This is a genomic window from Arcobacter caeni, assembly GCF_003063245.1.
GTDB classification, from domain to species: domain Bacteria; phylum Campylobacterota; class Campylobacteria; order Campylobacterales; family Arcobacteraceae; genus Aliarcobacter; species Aliarcobacter caeni.
Genome location: NZ_MUXE01000003.1, coordinates 22,932 through 41,588 on the forward strand (window position 1 = coordinate 22,932; position 18,657 = coordinate 41,588).

The 18,657-nt window shown below is 28.3% G+C and carries 14 protein-coding genes; 8 read left to right on the forward strand and 6 right to left on the reverse strand.

All coding sequences use genetic code 11. The features are described from left to right. The first annotated feature begins 50 nt into the window (after positions 1-50). Genes B0174_RS02625 through B0174_RS02635 form a run of 3 tightly spaced genes read left to right on the forward strand, consistent with a single transcriptional unit; the run spans position 51 to position 6,805 of the window. On the forward strand, positions 51-3,416 hold the full coding sequence (locus B0174_RS02625; protein ID WP_108558097.1) for a transglutaminase family protein: 3,366 nt from the start codon (positions 51-53) through the stop codon (positions 3,414-3,416). Then, positions 3,417-5,909: a circularly permuted type 2 ATP-grasp protein gene (locus B0174_RS02630; RefSeq protein ID WP_108558098.1), complete on the forward strand. Its 2,493-nt coding sequence runs from the start codon at positions 3,417-3,419 to the stop codon at positions 5,907-5,909. Positions 5,910-5,911: 2 nt separating this feature from the next. Further along, a complete protein-coding gene (locus B0174_RS02635) occupies positions 5,912-6,805 on the forward strand; it encodes a transglutaminase family protein (RefSeq protein WP_108558099.1) in 894 nt (297 codons plus the stop codon). Positions 6,806-6,811: 6 nt separating this feature from the next. Here the strand turns inward: B0174_RS02635 and B0174_RS02640 are convergent, their stop codons facing one another. The 6 genes from B0174_RS02640 to typA form a co-directional block, all read right to left on the reverse strand. Beyond that, positions 6,812-8,818, reverse strand: a complete 2,007-nt coding sequence (locus B0174_RS02640) for a methyl-accepting chemotaxis protein (protein WP_108558100.1) — start codon at positions 8,816-8,818, stop codon at positions 6,812-6,814. A gap of 113 nt (positions 8,819-8,931) precedes the next feature. Beyond that, on the reverse strand, positions 8,932-9,864 hold the full coding sequence (locus B0174_RS02645; RefSeq protein WP_108558101.1) for a M14 family metallopeptidase: 933 nt from the start codon (positions 9,862-9,864) through the stop codon (positions 8,932-8,934). Then, entirely contained in the window at positions 9,851-10,804 is a 954-nt protein-coding gene (locus B0174_RS02650) for a M14 family metallopeptidase (RefSeq protein WP_108558102.1), read from the reverse strand. The genes B0174_RS02645 and B0174_RS02650 overlap by 14 nt, the downstream gene beginning before the upstream one ends. Beyond that, entirely contained in the window at positions 10,804-11,460 is a 657-nt protein-coding gene (locus B0174_RS02655; RefSeq protein WP_108558103.1) for an alpha-E domain-containing protein, read from the reverse strand. Before B0174_RS02655 ends, B0174_RS02650 begins: the two co-directional genes overlap by 1 nt. Before the next feature lie 2 nt (positions 11,461-11,462). Further along, a complete protein-coding gene (locus B0174_RS02660) occupies positions 11,463-12,827 on the reverse strand; it encodes a circularly permuted type 2 ATP-grasp protein (RefSeq protein ID WP_108558104.1) in 1,365 nt (454 codons plus the stop codon). Positions 12,828-13,013: 186 nt separating this feature from the next. Further along, complete coding sequence (gene typA / locus B0174_RS02665) at positions 13,014-14,828, reverse strand: translational GTPase TypA (protein ID WP_108558105.1); 1,815 nt, start codon at positions 14,826-14,828, stop codon at positions 13,014-13,016. 169 nt (positions 14,829-14,997) lie between these two features. Between typA and B0174_RS02670 the strand changes: the two genes are divergently transcribed. From B0174_RS02670 to B0174_RS02690, 5 genes are all read left to right on the forward strand, one after another. After that, on the forward strand, positions 14,998-16,611 hold the full coding sequence (locus B0174_RS02670; protein WP_108558106.1) for a phosphoethanolamine transferase: 1,614 nt from the start codon (positions 14,998-15,000) through the stop codon (positions 16,609-16,611). After that, positions 16,592-17,281 carry a phosphatase PAP2 family protein gene (locus B0174_RS02675; RefSeq protein WP_108558107.1) on the forward strand — a complete coding sequence of 230 codons (690 nt, stop codon included), beginning with the start codon at positions 16,592-16,594 and terminating at the stop codon, positions 17,279-17,281. The genes B0174_RS02670 and B0174_RS02675 overlap by 20 nt, the downstream gene beginning before the upstream one ends. Further along, entirely contained in the window at positions 17,278-17,637 is a 360-nt protein-coding gene (locus B0174_RS02680) for a diacylglycerol kinase (RefSeq protein WP_108558108.1), read from the forward strand. The genes B0174_RS02675 and B0174_RS02680 overlap by 4 nt, the downstream gene beginning before the upstream one ends. An 89-nt stretch (positions 17,638-17,726) precedes the next feature. Next, positions 17,727-18,128 carry a DUF1924 domain-containing protein gene (locus B0174_RS02685; protein ID WP_108558109.1) on the forward strand — a complete coding sequence of 134 codons (402 nt, stop codon included), beginning with the start codon at positions 17,727-17,729 and terminating at the stop codon, positions 18,126-18,128. Between the two features lie 9 nt (positions 18,129-18,137). After that, positions 18,138-18,653 (forward strand): diheme cytochrome c, encoded by a 516-nt coding sequence (locus B0174_RS02690; protein WP_108558110.1) that lies wholly within the window; start codon positions 18,138-18,140, stop codon positions 18,651-18,653. Positions 18,654-18,657 lie beyond the last annotated feature (4 nt).

Genomic DNA, 18,657 nt, shown 5'->3' on the forward strand with positions numbered 1-18,657 from the left:
CATTTTATTCATGTATAATGATTTCAATTAAAAAATAAAAGGATTTTAAAATGTCTTTAAAAGTAGTTATTTCCCATAAAACTCACTATAAATATGATAAACCTATATCATTATCTCCACATATTATAAGACTAAGACCAGCACCTCATAGTAGAACTCCAATTGAAGCTTATTCGTTAAATATAAAACCTGATAATCACTTCTTAAATTGGCAGCAAGACCCATTTGGAAACTATCAAGCAAGGGTAGTATTTCCTGAAAAAACAAAAGAGTTTTTTATTGATGTTGAAATTATTGCTGATTTAATCACATTAAATCCTTTTGACTTTTTCGTTGAAGAAAGTGCAACAAACTTTCCTTTTGAATATAAAAAAGAGTTAAAAAAAGAGCTAAAACCTTATCTTAAAATCAATGAAGAAGGTAAACTTTTAAAAGAATTTGTAGAGAGTATTGATAAAAGTGAAAAACCTATTATTGATTTTTTAGTAGAAGTTAATCAAAAAATTAACCAATATGTAAACTACACTGTAAGACTAGAAACAGGTGTTCAAACTTGTAAAACTACTTTAGAAAAGAAGTTAGGTTCTTGTAGAGATTCAGCTTGGCTTTTTGTACAAGTTTTAAGACATTTAGGACTTGCAGCTAGATTTGTATCTGGATATTTGGTTCAATTAACAGCTGATGTTAAATCACTGGATGGACCAAGTGGTCCAGAAGCTGACTTTACCGATTTACACGCATGGACAGAAGTTTATATTCCAGGTGCTGGATGGGTTGGACTTGATAGTACAAGTGGACTTTTTGCAGGAGAAGGTCACATTCCATTAGCTTGTACTCCTCATTTTGATAGCGCACATGCAATTGAAGGATTTAGTGATAAATGTGAAACTAAATTTGAATTTGAAAATAAAGTTACAAGAATTTTTGAATCTCCAAGGGTTACAAAACCATATAAACAAGAACAATGGGATGCAATTTATAACTTAGGATTTAAAGTTGATAAAGATTTAGTAAAAAATGATGTTCGTCTAACAATGGGTGGAGAGCCAACTTTTGTATCTATTGATGATATGGAATCACCTCAATGGAATAGTGAAGCAGATGGTGAGCATAAAAGAGAGTTAGCTACAAAACTATCAAGAAGACTTTTAGAAACATCAACAACTGGTGGACTTTTACATCACGCTCAAGGAAAATGGTACCCAGGGGAACCACTTCAAAGATGGCAAACGACTATTTATTGGAGAAAAGATAAAAAACCAGTTTGGGAAAACCCAAAACTTCTGGCAAATAAAAATGATGTTTTTGCTTATACTTCAAAGGATGCTAAAAACTTTTTATCAACTTTAGCTTTAGTTTTAGGAGTTAGTGATGAAAATATTCTTCCAGCTTTTGAAGACCCAATTTATTATATTATGAAAGAAGCTGAACTTCCTCTTGATATTGACCCTTTAAAATATGATTTAAAAGATCCACTTGAAAGAAAAACAATAGCTGATAAATTAGCTCAAGGATTAAACAATGAAGTTGGATATGTTTTACCTTTAAATTTTGGTGTTTCAAAATGGATAAGTTCAAAATGGGAATTTAGAAGAAATCACCTATTTCTAAGTGCTGGAAATTCACCATTGGGATTAAGACTTCCATTAGAATCATTAATAGTAAAACCTCCTGTTGAATTAGAAAAAAGTTTTGAAACAGACCTTTTTGCATTTGCTCCACAACTTGGTGATTATATTAAAGATGTTAAAAAAAGAGCTAAAAAAACTAGCAAAAAAACAACTCCAAAATATAATTCAAATGCTTTTGTAAGAACTGCAATTAGTTCTGAAATAAGAGATGACAAACTTTGTATTTTCTTACCTCCAATTGAAGATACAGAAGTATTTTTAGATTTAATAGCTTCGATTGAACAAACAGCTGAAATGTTAAATCTAGCTGTAATAATTGAAGGTTATGAACCTCCTCATGATTTAAGAACAGATAGAATAAAAGTAACTCCTGATCCTGGTGTTATTGAAGTAAATATTCAACCAACATCTTCATGGAAAGAACTAAGCGATAATCTTCTTGCACTTTATGAAGATGCAAGACTTTGTAGACTTGGAACTGAAAAGTTTATGCTTGATGGAAGACATACAGGAACAGGTGGTGGTAACCATGTAACAATTGGAGCAATGAAACCTAGTGATTCTCCACTATTAAGAAATCCTCAATTACTTAGAAGTTTAATCACATTTTGGCAACACCATCCTGGTTTATCATATCTTTTTTCAGGTGCATTTATAGGTCCAACTTCTCAAGCTCCAAGAGTTGATGAGGGACGAGCTGAAAATCTTTATGAATTAGAAATTGCCTTTTCACAAATTCCAGAAAGCACAGATGTTCCTTTTTGGTTAACTGATAGATTATTTAGACATATGCTCACAGATATTACAGGGAATACTCATAGAAGTGAGTTTTGTATAGATAAATTATATTCACCTGATTCAAGCACTGGAAGATTAGGTATTTTAGAACTTCGAGCTTTTGATATGCCTCCTCACTCTCAAATGGCACTTTTACAAATGTTATTAGTTCGAGCTTTAGTATCTTGTTTTTGGAAAAAACCATATAAACATGATTTAGTTAGATGGGGAACAAGATTACATGATAAATTTTTACTTGAGCATTATGTAAAAGAGGATTTAAGAAGTGTTGTTCAATACTTAAATGATGAGGGTTATGAGTTTAAACTTGATTGGTTTGACCCATTTTTTGAGTTTAGATTCCCATTATATGGAATGACAATGATAGAATCAATGCCAGTTGAAATTAGATCAGCAATTGAACCATGGAATGTTTTGGGTGAAGAATCAAGTTCACAAGGAACATCAAGATATGTTGACTCATCAGTTGAAAGGTTACAAATTAAAATTGCTAATTTTAATGAAGAAAGATACATCGTAACTTGTAATGGTGTGCAAGTTCCACTTTCTAAAACCGATATTGAGGGTGAATATGTAAGTGGAGTTAGATATAAAGCTTGGCAACCTTGGTCAGCTCTACATCCAACCATTAAAGTAGATACACCTTTAACTTTCGATATAATAGATAAATGGAATACTAGATCTATTGGTGGATTCAACTATTTTGTTGCACATCCAGGGGGAAGAAGTTATGATACATTCCCTGTAAATTCTTATGAAGCCGAATCAAGAAGGATAAATAGATATTGGGATTTTAATCACTCACAAGGTGAGCTTGAAGCTTATGAACCTTCTCTTTCAGCAGAAGCAAACTCTATTTTTGCAGTGGAAGCAACTAGAACTTTAACGAATACAAAAGGAAGTAAAAAACTTCTTTTTAAAGAAATGCCAAAAAACAAAGAGTACCCACATACATTAGATTTAAGACAAAGGTGGATAAAAAAATAGATGTCAATTTTTGATAGTTGTAAGTTAGAATCATCATTTGATGAGATGTTTGATAACTCTTGTACAATAAGACCCCATTGGGTTGATATTATAGATGGTTTGGAAAAAGCTGGTATCAAACAACTTGAACTTAAACAGACAGAAATTGATTGGCGGCTTGAAGATAATGGAGTTACCTATAACATTTACAATGATCCAGAGGGAACTAATCGAAGATGGAACTTAGATCCAATTCCTTTGGTATTAACTTCGCAAGAGTGGGAAGAAATTTCAAAAGGTTTAAAACAAAGAGCTAAACTTTTAAATCTAATTTTTAAAGATTTATATACAGAGCAAAGATTAATTAAAGAGGGAATTGTTCCTGCTGAAATCATTTTTGCTCATAAAAGTTTTATACCTGAAGTTTTCAACTTTGAAAACAAAGATTATTACTCAATGAGATTTTATGCAACAGACATAAGTAGAGGTCCTGATGGAAAGTTTTGGGTTATAAATGACAGAACCCAATCACCATCAGGACTTGGTTATGCAATAGAAAATCGACTTACAATGAACTCAATATCAAATGATTTATATCCAAATATTGAGATTTTAAAAATGGCAAAGTTTATTGAGGGATTTAAAGATATGTTAAAATCTCTCTCCTCATCAAATCATGATAATCCACTAATTGCACTTTTAACGCCTGGACCATTAAATGAAACATATTTTGAACATTCATATATTAGTTCTTTTTTAGATTTAACTCTTGTTCAAGGGGAAGATTTACTTGTAAAAAACAACCAATTATGGCTAAAAAATTTAAATGGTTTACGAAAAGTTGATACTTTAATAAGAAGAGTTGACTCACAATATTGCGACCCTCTTGAATTAAAAAACAATTCTCAACTAGGAGTTGCTGGTCTTGTAAATGTAGTTAGAAAAGATAATCTTTCAATGATAAATCCAATTGGAGTTGGTATTTTAGAAAATATTGGACTAAATCCATTTATGAAAAATATTGCAAAATTTTTATTAGATGAAGAGTTGATTTTACCTCAAATAGCAACTTGGTGGTGTGGACAAAAAAAAGAACTTGATTTTGTTCTTAGAAATATCAAAAATTTAATTATCAAAAAAATAGATAGAACAGATAATATTGAAGTTCATTTTGCAAATAAATTAAATGATGAAGAGTTAAAAAATTTAATTGAAAAAATACAAAATAATCCTAACTACTATGTGGGTCAAGAAATAATAGATTTCTCAACAACTCCTTCTTTTACAAAAGGTAGAGTGGAACCAAGAAATACAGTTATTAGAGCTTTTTCTTATTTACATGAAGAAAAATATCATGTAATGCCTGGAGGTTTGATTAGAGTTTCACCATCAAAGGATTCACTTGTAGTATCAAACCAAAAAGGTGGAACAAGTAAAGATTTATGGATTCTTGGAAAAGATGATGATTTTTCTGGAAATAGTATTTTTAAAAATAGGTCTTTTATTGATTCAAGATTAGAAAATATTTCAACAAAAAGAGCAGAAAATCTTTTTTGGTTAGGAAGATATTTAACAAGAGCAATAACAACTGCTCGAATGATTAGATTTAATCTTAAAAGTATGCTCAATCTAAATAGATATGATGATCATACAAATTCAACACAAACAAATAAAATCCTAAATAATGCTTTAACTCATTTAACAATGAGTTATCCAGGCTTTTTAGATGAAAAACCTACTTTGGTACCAATGAAAGAGATAATCTCATTAATTAGAGATAAAAATAGAGCTGGAACTCTTAGTTTTAGTCTTACTCTGCTTTCAGATTTAAATGCAAGTGTTAAAAATCTTCTTACCATGGAAGCATGGAGAATTTATGAGAAGATGCAAAGAGAATGGAATAACTATAATAAAAAAGAGATTTTCTCAAATAAAGATCATATAAACGAACTTGACAAACTTTTGATTTATTTAATGGCTTACAAAGAGTTAATTGATGAAAGTATCTTTAAAGAACAAGGTTTGATTTTATTTGATATTGGTTCAAAAATAGAAGTTTCACAACTATTAATTTCAAAATTAAGATCACTTCTGACCCAAAAACTTGATAAATTAATCGAATATGATGTCTTAGATTCTATGCTAAATTCTTATGAAAGTTATAACTCATATAGAGCTTATTATAAATCATCTTTGGCATTGGAAAATGTCTTGGATTTTTTAATCTTTAACACAAAATATCCTAAATCATTAATTTATATTATAAATCAATTACTTGCTGATTTAAAAGAACTTCCAAAAAATATTGATAATTCACATCTTAGCAGTTTTGAAGAACCTATATTTAAACTGTTTTCTATGATAACTTTAACAAATACACAAAAACTTTTGGAAATTCCAGAAGATGAATATATTTATAAAGAACTAGATAAATTTTTATCTATACTTTCTGAATTATTAACAAAAACATCTGATGAATTAACAAAAACATATTTTTCACACTACAATGAGTAAACATGATTTATGAAATATACCACGAAACCAAATTTGATTATGTTGCGCTTGTAACTTTTAGTCATAATCTAGCAAGATTAAAACCTAAAAATTCTAATACTCAAAAACTATTAGAATATTCTTTAAAAATAGACCCTATTCCTTATGAAACTAATGAATTTATTGATTATTTTGACAATACAAATAATTTTATGCTAATTAGAGAAGCCCATAAAAATCTTAAAGTTATAGCAACTTCAAGGGTTGAAAGAATAAAAGAAGAAATCAACAAAGAATTGGATTTATTAAAAGAAGTAAAAATAACTGTAAAAGAAGTAAAACAAAGACTTAGTTCTTATCATCCAGATGATGTTTTAGCAAAATATTTTTTATTTGAAACTGATTTAATTCCAATGCCATCAATAGAAATAAAAAAATATATTTTAGAATCTTTTAGTGAAAATAGAAATATTGTTGAAGCAAGTAATGAATTTATGGCGAGAATCTTTAATGATTTCAAATTTGTATCAGGCTTTAGTGATATTACAACTCCAATTGAAGTTATTTTTAAAGAAAAAAAGGGAGTTTGTCAAGATTTTGCCCAATTTGCAATATCAGCACTTAGAAGTATTGGAATTCCGGCTCGATATGTAAGTGGTTATATTCAAACCATTCCAGCCCAAGGAAAAGAAAAACTTTTTGGTGCAGATGCTTCACATGCATGGTTTTCTGTATATATTCCAGATTTTGGATGGGCTGATTTTGACCCTACAAATAATAAAATTCCAAATGAAGAGTATATTATTTTAGGATATGGAAGAGATTATTTAGATATCTCACCATTAAAAGGTGTTGTTCAAAGTAGTGGAAATAGTTCTTTAGGCGTAAAAGTTAATGTTAAAATCTTAGCAGATTAGAAGAGTTTAAAAACTCTCCCACTCTGTATCCTCTTTTGTATTAGGCTTAGAAACAACATGATTTGATTCATGTTTTACAGTTTTTGGCGTTATTTTATTTGCATTTGGTGCTACTATTTTATTATGACTTTCAGCATTATGTATAGCTTTTGCAGCTGATTTTACATTTTTTGCTTTTACTTCATTTTTACCTTTGAATTCTTTTTCATCAGCATTTGCTACAACTAATTTTGCTATTTGATCTGTTAAAACTGCAACATCATGAGTTTGAGAAGCAACTGCTGCATTTTGTTGTGTTTGTTGATCTAATTGATTTACTGCATCATTTATTTGCTCAATTCCCAATAACTGCTCTTTTGAAGCATTTTGAATATCTTGAATCAAATTTATTGTATGCGTAATATTCCCATTTAACTGTTTATATCCATCAATCATATTTCCAGCTATTTTTTTACCATCATTTGCTTTTTTTGTTGCATTTTCTACGATACTTTTTATCTCTTTAGCAGCTTCAGCACTTCTTGAAGCAAGATTTCTTACTTCTGCTGCAACTACTGCAAATCCTTTTCCAGCTTCTCCTGCAGTTGCTGCTTCTACGGCTGCATTTAATGAAAGAATATTTGTTTGGAATGCTATTTGGTCAATTACACTTATCGCTTCATTTATTGCATTTACTTGTGTATTAATTTCATCCATAGAAATTGTTGTTTGGTTTGCAAGATTTTCACCTTGAGATGCAGAAGCTGTTACTTCATTTGAAAGTAATGCCATTTTTGAAATATTTTCTGTATTATTTCTAATGTTAGAAGTTATCTCTTCAATTGCTGCTGCTGTTTCTTCTAAAGAAGCTGCTGCTTCATTTGAACTTTGGTTTAATTTATCAACATTTACAAGTAAAATATTTGAACTTTCATCTAAAGTTAACCCATTTGTTTTATTTTCAACTAACATTTGAGTAATTGAGTTTTGTAAAGTATTAATTCCAACTACTAATTTTTCAAATAATCCACCTCTTTCATCATTTGGGTGCATATTTAAAGTCTCTAAATAATTAAGTTTTGCATATTGTTCTAAAATATCATCAACTTCTGCAAATCTATCTCTTGTACTTTTTATCATTTGATTTACATTATTTTTAAACTCTTCCAATGAAGTATTTGAAGTTGATTTTTCAATAAATTGTGAATACCAACCATTATTTACTCTTGTCATTACAACTTTTGCATCTTCAATTAATTCTACATCTTGATTTAGAGTATTTTCTATTTGTTTGATATTTTCATTTACAAAAGTTGCCATTTCACCAAACTCATCTTTTGCACTATCTTCTAATAATGAAATTTTTGTAGTTTTTTTATTTAAATAATCGAAGAAAGAAATTAACCCATTTTTAAAATCATTTAATGATTTTGTAACAATACTTGAAATAAATAAAGAAAATATTATAAAAATCAAAATTGAAACTATTACTAAAATCATAAGAATATTATTTAGTAAATTATGAGCTTCTTCTTTTAATTGTAAAGCATTTTTATTTATTTCTATGATCTTAGCTTCTAAAACAAGTCCTGATTCTGACATTGTTTTAATAGTATTTTTTATTTGATCTGTTTCATCTTTAATACCATTTTTTTGATTTTCAATTAACATTGAATCAACAACTATAAAGTTATTTATATACTCTTTTGATGAAGCTAAAATTTCATTACATAAGTCTATATTTCTTTGAAAAATCAATATCTCTTTTAATTGTGATACTTGAGTATCTAAATCTTTAAAAGTATCTACTACTTTTTGTTTATTTACTTCTGTTGGAGCTCTTAAAAATTGGTATACAGAAATTCTTCCTTTTAATAATTGTTGAATAAATTCTTCTGTTTCAATAGCTACTTGGCTTCTTGCTTTTTCTACATCACTATAGTGAATATACACAAATCCTGATACCGCTACTATTACAATAAACATAAATGGAAACAATAATAGTTTCATTTTTGTATTGATGTTTTTTATCATTTTGATTTCCTAATAAATTAATACCACTATTATATTATTTTTTTAATATAAAACTATTTAATTATTTGTTTTACTAATATTTAATTATAGCAAGTAATCTAATTAGCACACTTTTATCCAATCTTTGCAATTCTAAAAGCAACGGCATGTTCGTAAATCAAAGAATTACTATAAAAACAAGTAATCATTCCATTACATGGTGCCAAAAATTGGTGTATTATTTCACCTTCTAAAGAGTGAACTATTTCACCAATAACTTGATCTTTTGATACATAATTTCCAGGAAGTTCTTTTGATATAAAAATACCACTTCGTGGAGATTTTACGACAGCAATAGAACTTCTATCAATTACAGTTGATTCATATCCATTAAAAATATGATAATCAATGATTTTTGTTTTATCCATAAATCTTATCATCGCTTGATTTATTTGACTTGCAATTTTTTTATCAACTTGATTATCCCCTGGACATATAATTGAAAAAGCCTTTGTTCCCCAAAGCTGCCAATTATATTGCAAAGTAACAGTATCTATTGATTTCATTGTTCGATGATGAATCATTTTGAAACCAAATTTTTTTGCACTGGGTAAATCTTCATATCCACTTTTAAAAAGTTTTATATATGGTAAACAAGTAGCTGGATCGGGTCGTCTTTCTAAAATAATTCCAAAATCATAACCATTAATTGCATCAAATATTTTTTTGGCAATTCTTTGTGTTGTTTCACCTTGTTCATAACCTGGAAACATCATATTAAGGTCTGTATTATCCAAAGGCCAAAATCTTTTTCCAATGTTTAAAGCATAATGATTAATTGATGGAATTATTAAAACATCACCTTTTATTTTCTCTTTCTCAATCTTATTTTTGAAAAAATCAACCATTGCAGAAGAGCAATATAATGGTAAAATTGATTCTCCTTCCATTGCCCCAACGATGGCAACTTTAGGAGCTTTTGGATTGGTTCCTTTAAATAAATATCCCTCAACAACTAAAGGCGCGCGACTTAGTGATTCAATTCTTAATATTTCAATTTTTTCCACTATTATCTCCAAAAATTCTAGCTATCAATGAACCCTCGTAAACAACAGGATATTCTCTTAAAGTAAATAATATTCCATCATTTGGAGCAATTAGCGTAGCAAAAATTGTTCCAGTTAAGGGGTCCACAATATCTCCAATTTTGTCATTCTTTTTAATAATTGCACAATGATCAAGAGCAGGAATAAATAAACCACTTTTAGGAGCATTTAAATAATAAACTTCTCCAACTTCTGAATTAAAAGCTTCTCTTGTTACAAAATCTTCTTTACATTCAAGTATTCCTTCTTTTTTCATAAGATTTAAAATACCTAATAATAATTGATGTCCATATGCTTTTGTAAGTCTCATTCCAACACCCATTTCAACAACCAAAGTTTTTGTACCCATTGAGTTCATTGTATGTGAAAAAGTTGATTCTAAAACGGTAACCGCATCATGTATCCAAATAAAATCACAATTTAACTCTTTTGCAAGTGGTAAAGTAGATTTTGAGAACTCTTTATTTATTCTAATTTGGGGGATTTCTCGTAAAAAAATATTACTTGAATGAATATCAATAGCAATATCACTTCCTTTTACATCATTTGCTAAAGCAAAAACAACTTGTCCTGGTAAAAATTCATTTGAACTTCCAGGAAAAGCTCTATTTAAATCAATATCATATAAAGGAAATCCTCTAGTAATAGAATCAACTCCCAAAGAGTTAACAGATGGATAAATATCAACTATTCCTTTTAATTTATCACTATTATTTTTAAGCCAAGTAGCCAGAAGATATATTACTAATTGACCTTCTAGCTCATCTCCATGGATTCCACTTACAATTGAAATTCTTTTTATTTTATTATTAGTTTTTTCAAGTGGTTCAAATCTTGTTCTTTTTATAGATAATTTCTCACCTACTGGTAACTCGGATGTGAAAATCTCTGTTGTGTTCATTAATCCCCAACTATTATTTTATTAATTTTGGCATTTATAGAATTCATTATTACCTCATGAGAATCATTTTTATCATGGGGACTAAATCTTGAATTTGGTGCTAAGATTGTTACAATTTTATCTATTTCTTCCATTACAACTAATGAAAACTCTTTATCTCTTCCTAGTCTTAAGTGAAAATCTACTTTTTCAACAAGTTTCCCAAGTCTAATAAAATAATCACTTGCTTGTCTATGTTGTTTTCTAGTTAATTCACCCCAAATTTCACTAATTAAAGATAAAACCTTATCAATAAATCTACAATCAATTTCTAAACCTGACTGTTTTAATAAATTAGTCAATTCAACAACAGAACCAAAAGCTTCAGTATCCATATTTGTTCTACTAATAATTGCATTTTCTTTAGCAAAATTAATCAAATTATGTAAATTAGCATGATGGTTTCCAAAAACTGCTTCATTTAAAAAATTCTTTGCATCTAAATACTCTAAATCAATTCCCAATTTTTTGTAAATTTCTTTACCACTATCTTTATTTGTATCAATAATCTTATCAAAAGCATCAACTACTTCAAGTAATATTGCTTCAATTCTTTCTAAATATCTTCCAAACCAATATAAATTAGATGCTACATTTGCAGTTAATAATTGCTCCATTTTTATGCCTCCATAACCCAAGTATCTTTAAATCCACCACCTTGAGATGAATTCACTAAATAATTTCCAGCTTCCATAGCATATCTTGTCAGTCCACATTTCCAAACTTTTGGTTCATCACTCATTACAACATAAGCTCTAAAATCAGCTTTTCTAGGAACTATTTCATCATTTAAATAACACTCTTCATCATAAAATTCTATTAATTCTTGAGCAATAAATCTTCTAGGATTTGCTTCAATAATTGTTTTTAAATCTGCTAACTGAATTTTTGTCATGGCATGTCCAAACATTACTCCATAACCTCCAGCTTCAGCAACATCTTTAATTACCAATTTTTCCATATTGTCAAAAATGTATTTTTTATCCTCTTTGAAATAAGGCAAATATGTAGGTGCATTATCTAATAAAGGTTCTTCTCCTAAATAATACTTAATCATTTTTGGAACAAAATAATAAATACCTTTATCATCAGCAACTCCATTTCCAGGGGCATTCATAATCGCTACATTTCCAGCTAAATATACTTCCATAATTCCTGGAACTCCAATTAAACTCTCAGAATTAAAAAATTTCGGATCTAAAAATTCATCATCTAATCTTCTATAAACAGCTCCCACACGAACTAATCTTCCATCATAATTTTTGAAAAATAAAATTTTATTTTGAACGATTAGTTCATCATTTCTTACAAGTTGAGCGCCTATTTTTTTTGCTAAATATGCATGTTCATAATATGCTGAGTTAAATCTTCCAGGAGTTAAAACAACATTTATTCCACCACAATTTACATAATCCATAGATTCTAACAACATTGATGGATACTCTTTTATGGGCTTAATTTTTAGTTTTTCAAAAAAAGTTGGATAAATTTTTCTATAAATATCTCGAATAGATAAAGGATAACTAGCTCCACTTGGAACTCTCAAATTATCTTCTAAAATAACCCATTTATCAGAAACAGTATCTTTTACTAAATCAATTCCATTTATATGTGTACGAATTTTTTTAGAAGGAGAAAATCCATGAAGTTCTTTTAAATAACCTTTTGCTTGATAAATAAACTCTTCAGGAATTATATTGTCTTTAACAATATTTTTTGTAGTATATAAATCTTCTAAGAATAGATTTAAAGCCCTTATTCTTTGACTTAATCCTTTATCGATTATATCAAACTCTTTGGTTTCTATAATTCGAGGAATTACATCAAAAGGTAAAGATCTCTCGATAAAATTTCCATCTTTGTAAAGATTGAAATTAACAGCAAACTTATCCATATACTTCTGGAACTCTTTTATTTTTTGTCTATCTTGGTTTGAAAATGTTTCCCAAAAAACTTCAGATACACTATTTTTTTCATTACTCAAATTACACCTCCTGAACTATATAAATTCTAGTCTCATTTGTCTAAAAATAAACTAAATTATTTTATTACCCAACAATTTGATTGTATAATTACTATACATAAGTAAATGATTATTTTTTGTTATCAAAAAAAAAGAGGAAGGATAAAATATCCTTCCTCTTTTATAAAACAATTAAAAAAATATAAATTAGTTATATTTCTCTTTTTTTGCAGTTCTTTTTCTAATAGTTGGATCTAATTCTCTTTTTCTAACTCTTACAGAAATAGGTGTAATCTCAACTGATTCATCTTCTTCAATCCACTCTAAAGCATTTTCTAAAGACATATTTCTTGGTGGAACTAATTTAATAGCTTCATCAGCACCTGAAGATCTAACATTTGATTGAGCTTTCCCTTTAGTTGGGTTAACATCTAAATCATTGTCTTTTGCATGTTGACCAATTACCATTCCAACATATACTTTATCTTGAGGTTTAACGAACATAATTCCTCTATCTTGTAAGTTGAAAATTGAATAACCAACAGCTTCTCCAGCTTCCATAGAAACTAATGCTCCATATTTTCTAGATTCAACCATTCCTGAGTATGGTCTAAAATCTAAGAATGAGTGATTCATAACACCCTCACCTTTAGTTTCAGTTAAGAACTCAGTTCTAATACCAATTAAACCTCTAGCTGGGATTTCAAATTCAAGTCTTGTATAACCAGCACCCATTGGTACCATATTAGTCATATTAGCTTTTCTTTTTCCAAGTTTTTCAATAATTGCACCTGTATGTTCATCAGGTAAATCGATTACTAAATGCTCAAATGGTTCAGTTTTAACACCATCTTCAATTTTTGTAATAACCTCAGGTCTTCCAATACAGAATTCAAAACCTTCTCTTCTCATATTTTCAGCAAGAATACAAATTTGTAATTCCCCTCTTCCGTTAACTTTAAATTTACCCTCACCAACTTGCTCATAATTCATAGCAATATTAGTATTCATTTCAGCAGCTAATCTTTCGTTAATTTTATTTGAAGTAATAAATTTACCTTCAGTTCCAGCTAATGGAGAATCATTAACAGCAAATGTAACTGATAAAGTTGGCTCTTCAATATGCATAGGGTCAAGAGGCATTGGATTTAATGGATCACATAAAGAATCCCCAACATCAATAGTTTCAAAACCAGCAACGGCAATAATATCACCTGTTCCAGCTGTTTTAATATCAAATCTTTCCATACCTTTAAATCCGATAAGTTTAGAAACTCTTCCTTTTACTTTTTCGCCATCTGCTTTACATAAAACAACAGTTTCACCCATTGAAATAGTACCATTAAAGATTCTAGCGATTCCAATTTTTCCAATGAAGTTATCGTAATCAAGTGTAAATACTTGAAGTTGTAAACCATTTTCATCAGAACCTTCAGGTTTTGGAACTTCTGTTAAAATAGTTTGAAATAATGGTGTTAAATCTTTGCTTTCATCTTCTAAAGCTAATTTTGCATATCCATCTCTTGCTGCTGCATAAACAACTGGGAATTCTAATTGTTCATCTGTTGCACCCATTTGAGCAAAAAGGTCAAATACTTCATCTACAACTCTATCTGGATCTCCACCTGGTTTATCAATTTTATTGATAACAACGATTGGTCTGTGTCCTAAAGATAGAGCTTTTTTTACAACGAATTTTGTTTGAGGCATAACACCCTCTTGAGCATCAACAAGTAATAAAACAGAATCAACCATTTTTAAAACCCTCTCAACTTCTCCACCAAAATCGGCGTGTCCTGGAGTATCAATAATATTAATTCTCACCCCTTCGTAATCAATAGCAGTATTTTTAGAAAGAATTGTAATCCCTCTTTCTTTTTCAATAGCATTACTATCCATTACTCTTACATCTACATTTTGGTGCGAAGAAAACGTACCTGATTGTTTTAATAACTCATCTACTAATGTAGTTTTACCGTGGTCAACGTGCGCAATTACAGCGATATTTCTAATGTCTCTCATTGATTCTCTTTGATATAAATTTTCGCGATTATACTAAAAAATAGCTTAAAAAAATAGCTATTTTAGTACTTTTTGCTTATAAATTTTAAAATTTATCTATTTTAAATTAACTCTTTATTAATCATATTTGTTTATAATGCACTTTTAATACTATGCATAAAGGTTTTCTTTGAAACAAATTTCTCAATATAAATTAATATTATTTACAGCTATTCTTTTTACAACTTTTTACAATTTCTCATTTTTTAAAAATGTATTAACTACTTACCCAAATGAGGGCTTAAATATTATTTACATTGCATCTATTTTTATTCTATTATTGAGTTTTATTGTATTTTTATTTACTCTTCTTTCATCTAAATATACAACCAAACCTTTGTTGATAATTACCTTGATTGTTTCAGCATTTACGGCTTATTTTATGGATACTTATCATATTGTTATTGATGAAAGTATGATTAGAAATACTTTACAAACAAACCTGAATGAATCATCTGATTTATTTACTCCTAAACTTATTGTTTATATTTTAATTTTAGCAATAGCTCCTTCGTATTTTATATTTAAAACTAAAATTGAATACAAATCTTTTAAAGAAGAATCTTTAAAAAAATTAAAAACTCTATTTTTATCTTTGGTAATTATTTTAATAATATTATTTAGTTTTAGTAAATTTTACACTTCATTTTTTAGAGAACATAAACCTTTAAGATTTCATATAAATCCTATTTATTGGATTTATAGTATAGGAAATTATGTAAACAAAACTCTAACAAGTGGAGCAATAGTAGTTAAAGAAATTGGAAAAGATGCAACGGTAATATTAGATAAAGATGAAAAACTTGAAAAAAAAGAATTAGTTATTATGGTTGTAGGAGAAGCAGCACGAGCTGATAGATTTTCTTTAAATGGTTATAAAAAAGAGACAAATCCTCTTCTTAAACAAGAAGAAATTGTGAATTTCCCAAATATGTATTCATGTGGAACATCAACTGCTGAGTCTGTTCCTTGTATGTTTTCTATTTTTGATAAAGCTGATTATGATTATAAAAAAGGAATATCAACTGAAAATATTCTTGATGTTTTAAAACATACAAATTATGTAAATATTTTATGGAGAGATAATAATTCTGATTCAAAAGGTGTTGCTTTAAGAGTTGATTTTGAAGATTATAGAACTTCTAAAACTAATACTATTTGTGATGATGAATGTAGAGATGAGGGAATGTTAGTTGGACTTGATGAATATATTAAAAATAATCAAGGTAAAGATATTTTAATAGTGCTTCATCAAATGGGAAATCATGGACCTGCATATTACAAAAGATACCCAAAAGAGTTTGAAAAATTTACGCCTGTTTGTAAAACAAACCAATTAGAACAATGTACACAAGAAGAAGTAAGTAATGCTTATGATAATGCAATTTTATATACTGATTACTTTTTATCAAAAGTTATTAATTTTCTAAAACCTTATTCTAATAATTATGAAACTGCAATGCTTTATATGAGTGATCATGGAGAAAGTTTAGGAGAAAATGGGATTTATTTACATGGTCTTCCTTATTTTATGGCTCCAGATGAGCAAAAACATATCGGTTCTCTTATGTGGTTTGGTGGCGAAATAAAAGAAGAAATAGATGTAGAAAAACTTAATACTTATAAAAATCAACCTTTTTCTCAAGATAACTTATTTCATACACTTTTAGGTTTATTTGAAGTAGAAACAAATGTTTATAAAAAAGATATGGATATTTTACATAATGCTAAAAAACCTCAATAAACATATAATAATTACAGCTATTTTATTAGTAGCTGTAATCGCTCTTTTTCAATTTAGTAATTTAGATATTTTTGTTCAAAGCTTTTTTTATAATTTTGATACAAAAAATTGGCTAATTAATAAAGATGAACCTATATTAAAATTCTTTTTTTATGATGGAATCAAAAATTTACTTATTTTATTTGCTGTTATTATTTTCTTTTCTTTGATTTTTCTAAGAAAAAAAGAACTTATTCAAGAGTATAAAAAAGGTTTAATTATCGTTTTATTAGCTGCTATTTTTGTACCTGTAATTATTGGTTCTTTAAAAGCCATTACAAATACGCCTTGTCCATGTAATATTATATATTTTAATGGTACTTATCCAGATATTAAAGTATTTGATACTTATCCAAAAGATTTTATTCAAACATCAAAAGCTAAATGTTGGCCTGCTGGACATGCCAGTGGTGGATTTGCTTTAATGGCTCTATTTTTCTTATTTAAAACTCCTATTAATCAAAAAAGAGCTTTAATCAGTGCTTTAGTAATAGCTTGGAGTATGGGAACATATAAAATGCTTTTAGGGGACCATTTTTTAAGTCATTCAATTATTACTATGATTATGGCTTGGCTTATTATTTTAATAATAGTAAAATTCACACAATTAAAACAAAGGCAAGAAATTTGAGAAATCAACCAAAATATAACTTTTTTAAAAATACTTCTTACGCATTAAAAGGCTTAATTGATTTAATAAAAACTGAAACTTCTTTTAAAATAGAGTTAATAATCACTCTTATTTTGCTTCCTGTAATTATTTTTATAGATGCTACTTTGACAAATAAAGCTTTATTATTTATCTCTTTAATGGGAATGCTTTTAGCAGAAGCCATAAATAGCGCCATTGAAAGAGTTGTTGATTTAGTAACGCTAGAACATCATCATATGGCTGGTCGGGCTAAAGATGTTGGAAGTACTATTGTATTTATAAGTATTTTTATCTTTATTATTACTTGGGCTATTATTTTAATAGATACTTTCTAAACTTTGTCAAGAAAGTGTCAACAGAACTAACAAAAGAAATTTAAACTATTCCTTTATACTTTGCTTATATAAAAACCAAGGTATAAAAAATGAAAATTCTACTACTAACAGCCCTACTTCTAAATCTATGTTTTGGAAGTGTTGTTGATGACTATTTAAACTCTTTAAAACAAGAAGTTTTAAAAGAAAATCCAAATTTTACAAGTTTTGATGCCTCAAGAGGTGAAAAAATTTTTACTTCTAATCACATTGGAAAAAAAGGCAAAGAGATTTCATGTACATCTTGTCATGGAACAGATTTAAATAAATCAAGTGAAAACTTTTTCACAGGAAAAGTAATCGAGCCACTTTCACCAAAAGCAAATCCAAAAAGATTTACAGACCTAGCTGAAATAGAAAAATGGATAAAAAGAAACTTCAACGATGTTTATAATCGTGAGGGAACTGCACTTGAAAAAGGCGATGTAATAACTTACATCATAAATAAATAAGGAAAATCTATGAAAAATTTAATTTTAATTATCACAATATTTGTAAGTTCGTTATTTGCTGAATCTTTTTCAAATAATAAAGCAGATGTTGCCCCTGTTAATAATCAACTTTATATAAAAGAGTGTGGATCTTGCCACTTTCCTTATCAACCTGGATTGCTTCCAGCAAAGGCATGGAATAAAATGATGGTAAACTTAGATAATCATTTTAATAGTGATGCTTCATTAAATGAAGCCAATTTACAAACTTTAACTAAATATCTAAATGATAATAGCGCAGAAAAAAATATGCAATATAAAAGAAGTAATAGAATTGTTTCAAGTTTAGGAAAAAATGAAATTCCAGATTCAATTTCTACAACTCCTTATATGATTAAAAAACATAAAGATATAAAAAAAGATTTGATTACTCAAAATGAAGTTAAAGGTCTATTTAACTGTATGGCTTGTCATAAAACTGCTGATAAAGGGATTTATGGTGAAAGAGATATAAATATTCCAAATTTTGGAAGATGGAAAAATTAAAAGG

Coding starts and splice junctions, on each gene's coding strand:
- B0174_RS02685 (WP_108558109.1), top strand. CDS start 17,727: ATGAAAATTCTACTACTAACAGCCCTACTTCTAAATCTATGTTTTGGA.
- B0174_RS02650 (WP_108558102.1), bottom strand. CDS start 10,804: ATGAACACAACAGAGATTTTCACATCCGAGTTACCAGTAGGTGAGAAA.
- B0174_RS02675 (WP_108558107.1), top strand. CDS start 16,592: ATGCTAAAAAACCTCAATAAACATATAATAATTACAGCTATTTTATTA.
- typA (WP_108558105.1), bottom strand. CDS start 14,828: ATGAGAGACATTAGAAATATCGCTGTAATTGCGCACGTTGACCACGGT.
- B0174_RS02690 (WP_108558110.1), top strand. CDS start 18,138: ATGAAAAATTTAATTTTAATTATCACAATATTTGTAAGTTCGTTATTT.
- B0174_RS02625 (WP_108558097.1), top strand. CDS start 51: ATGTCTTTAAAAGTAGTTATTTCCCATAAAACTCACTATAAATATGAT.
- B0174_RS02640 (WP_108558100.1), bottom strand. CDS start 8,818: ATGATAAAAAACATCAATACAAAAATGAAACTATTATTGTTTCCATTT.
- B0174_RS02655 (WP_108558103.1), bottom strand. CDS start 11,460: ATGGAGCAATTATTAACTGCAAATGTAGCATCTAATTTATATTGGTTT.
- B0174_RS02630 (WP_108558098.1), top strand. CDS start 3,417: ATGTCAATTTTTGATAGTTGTAAGTTAGAATCATCATTTGATGAGATG.
- B0174_RS02635 (WP_108558099.1), top strand. CDS start 5,912: ATGATTTATGAAATATACCACGAAACCAAATTTGATTATGTTGCGCTT.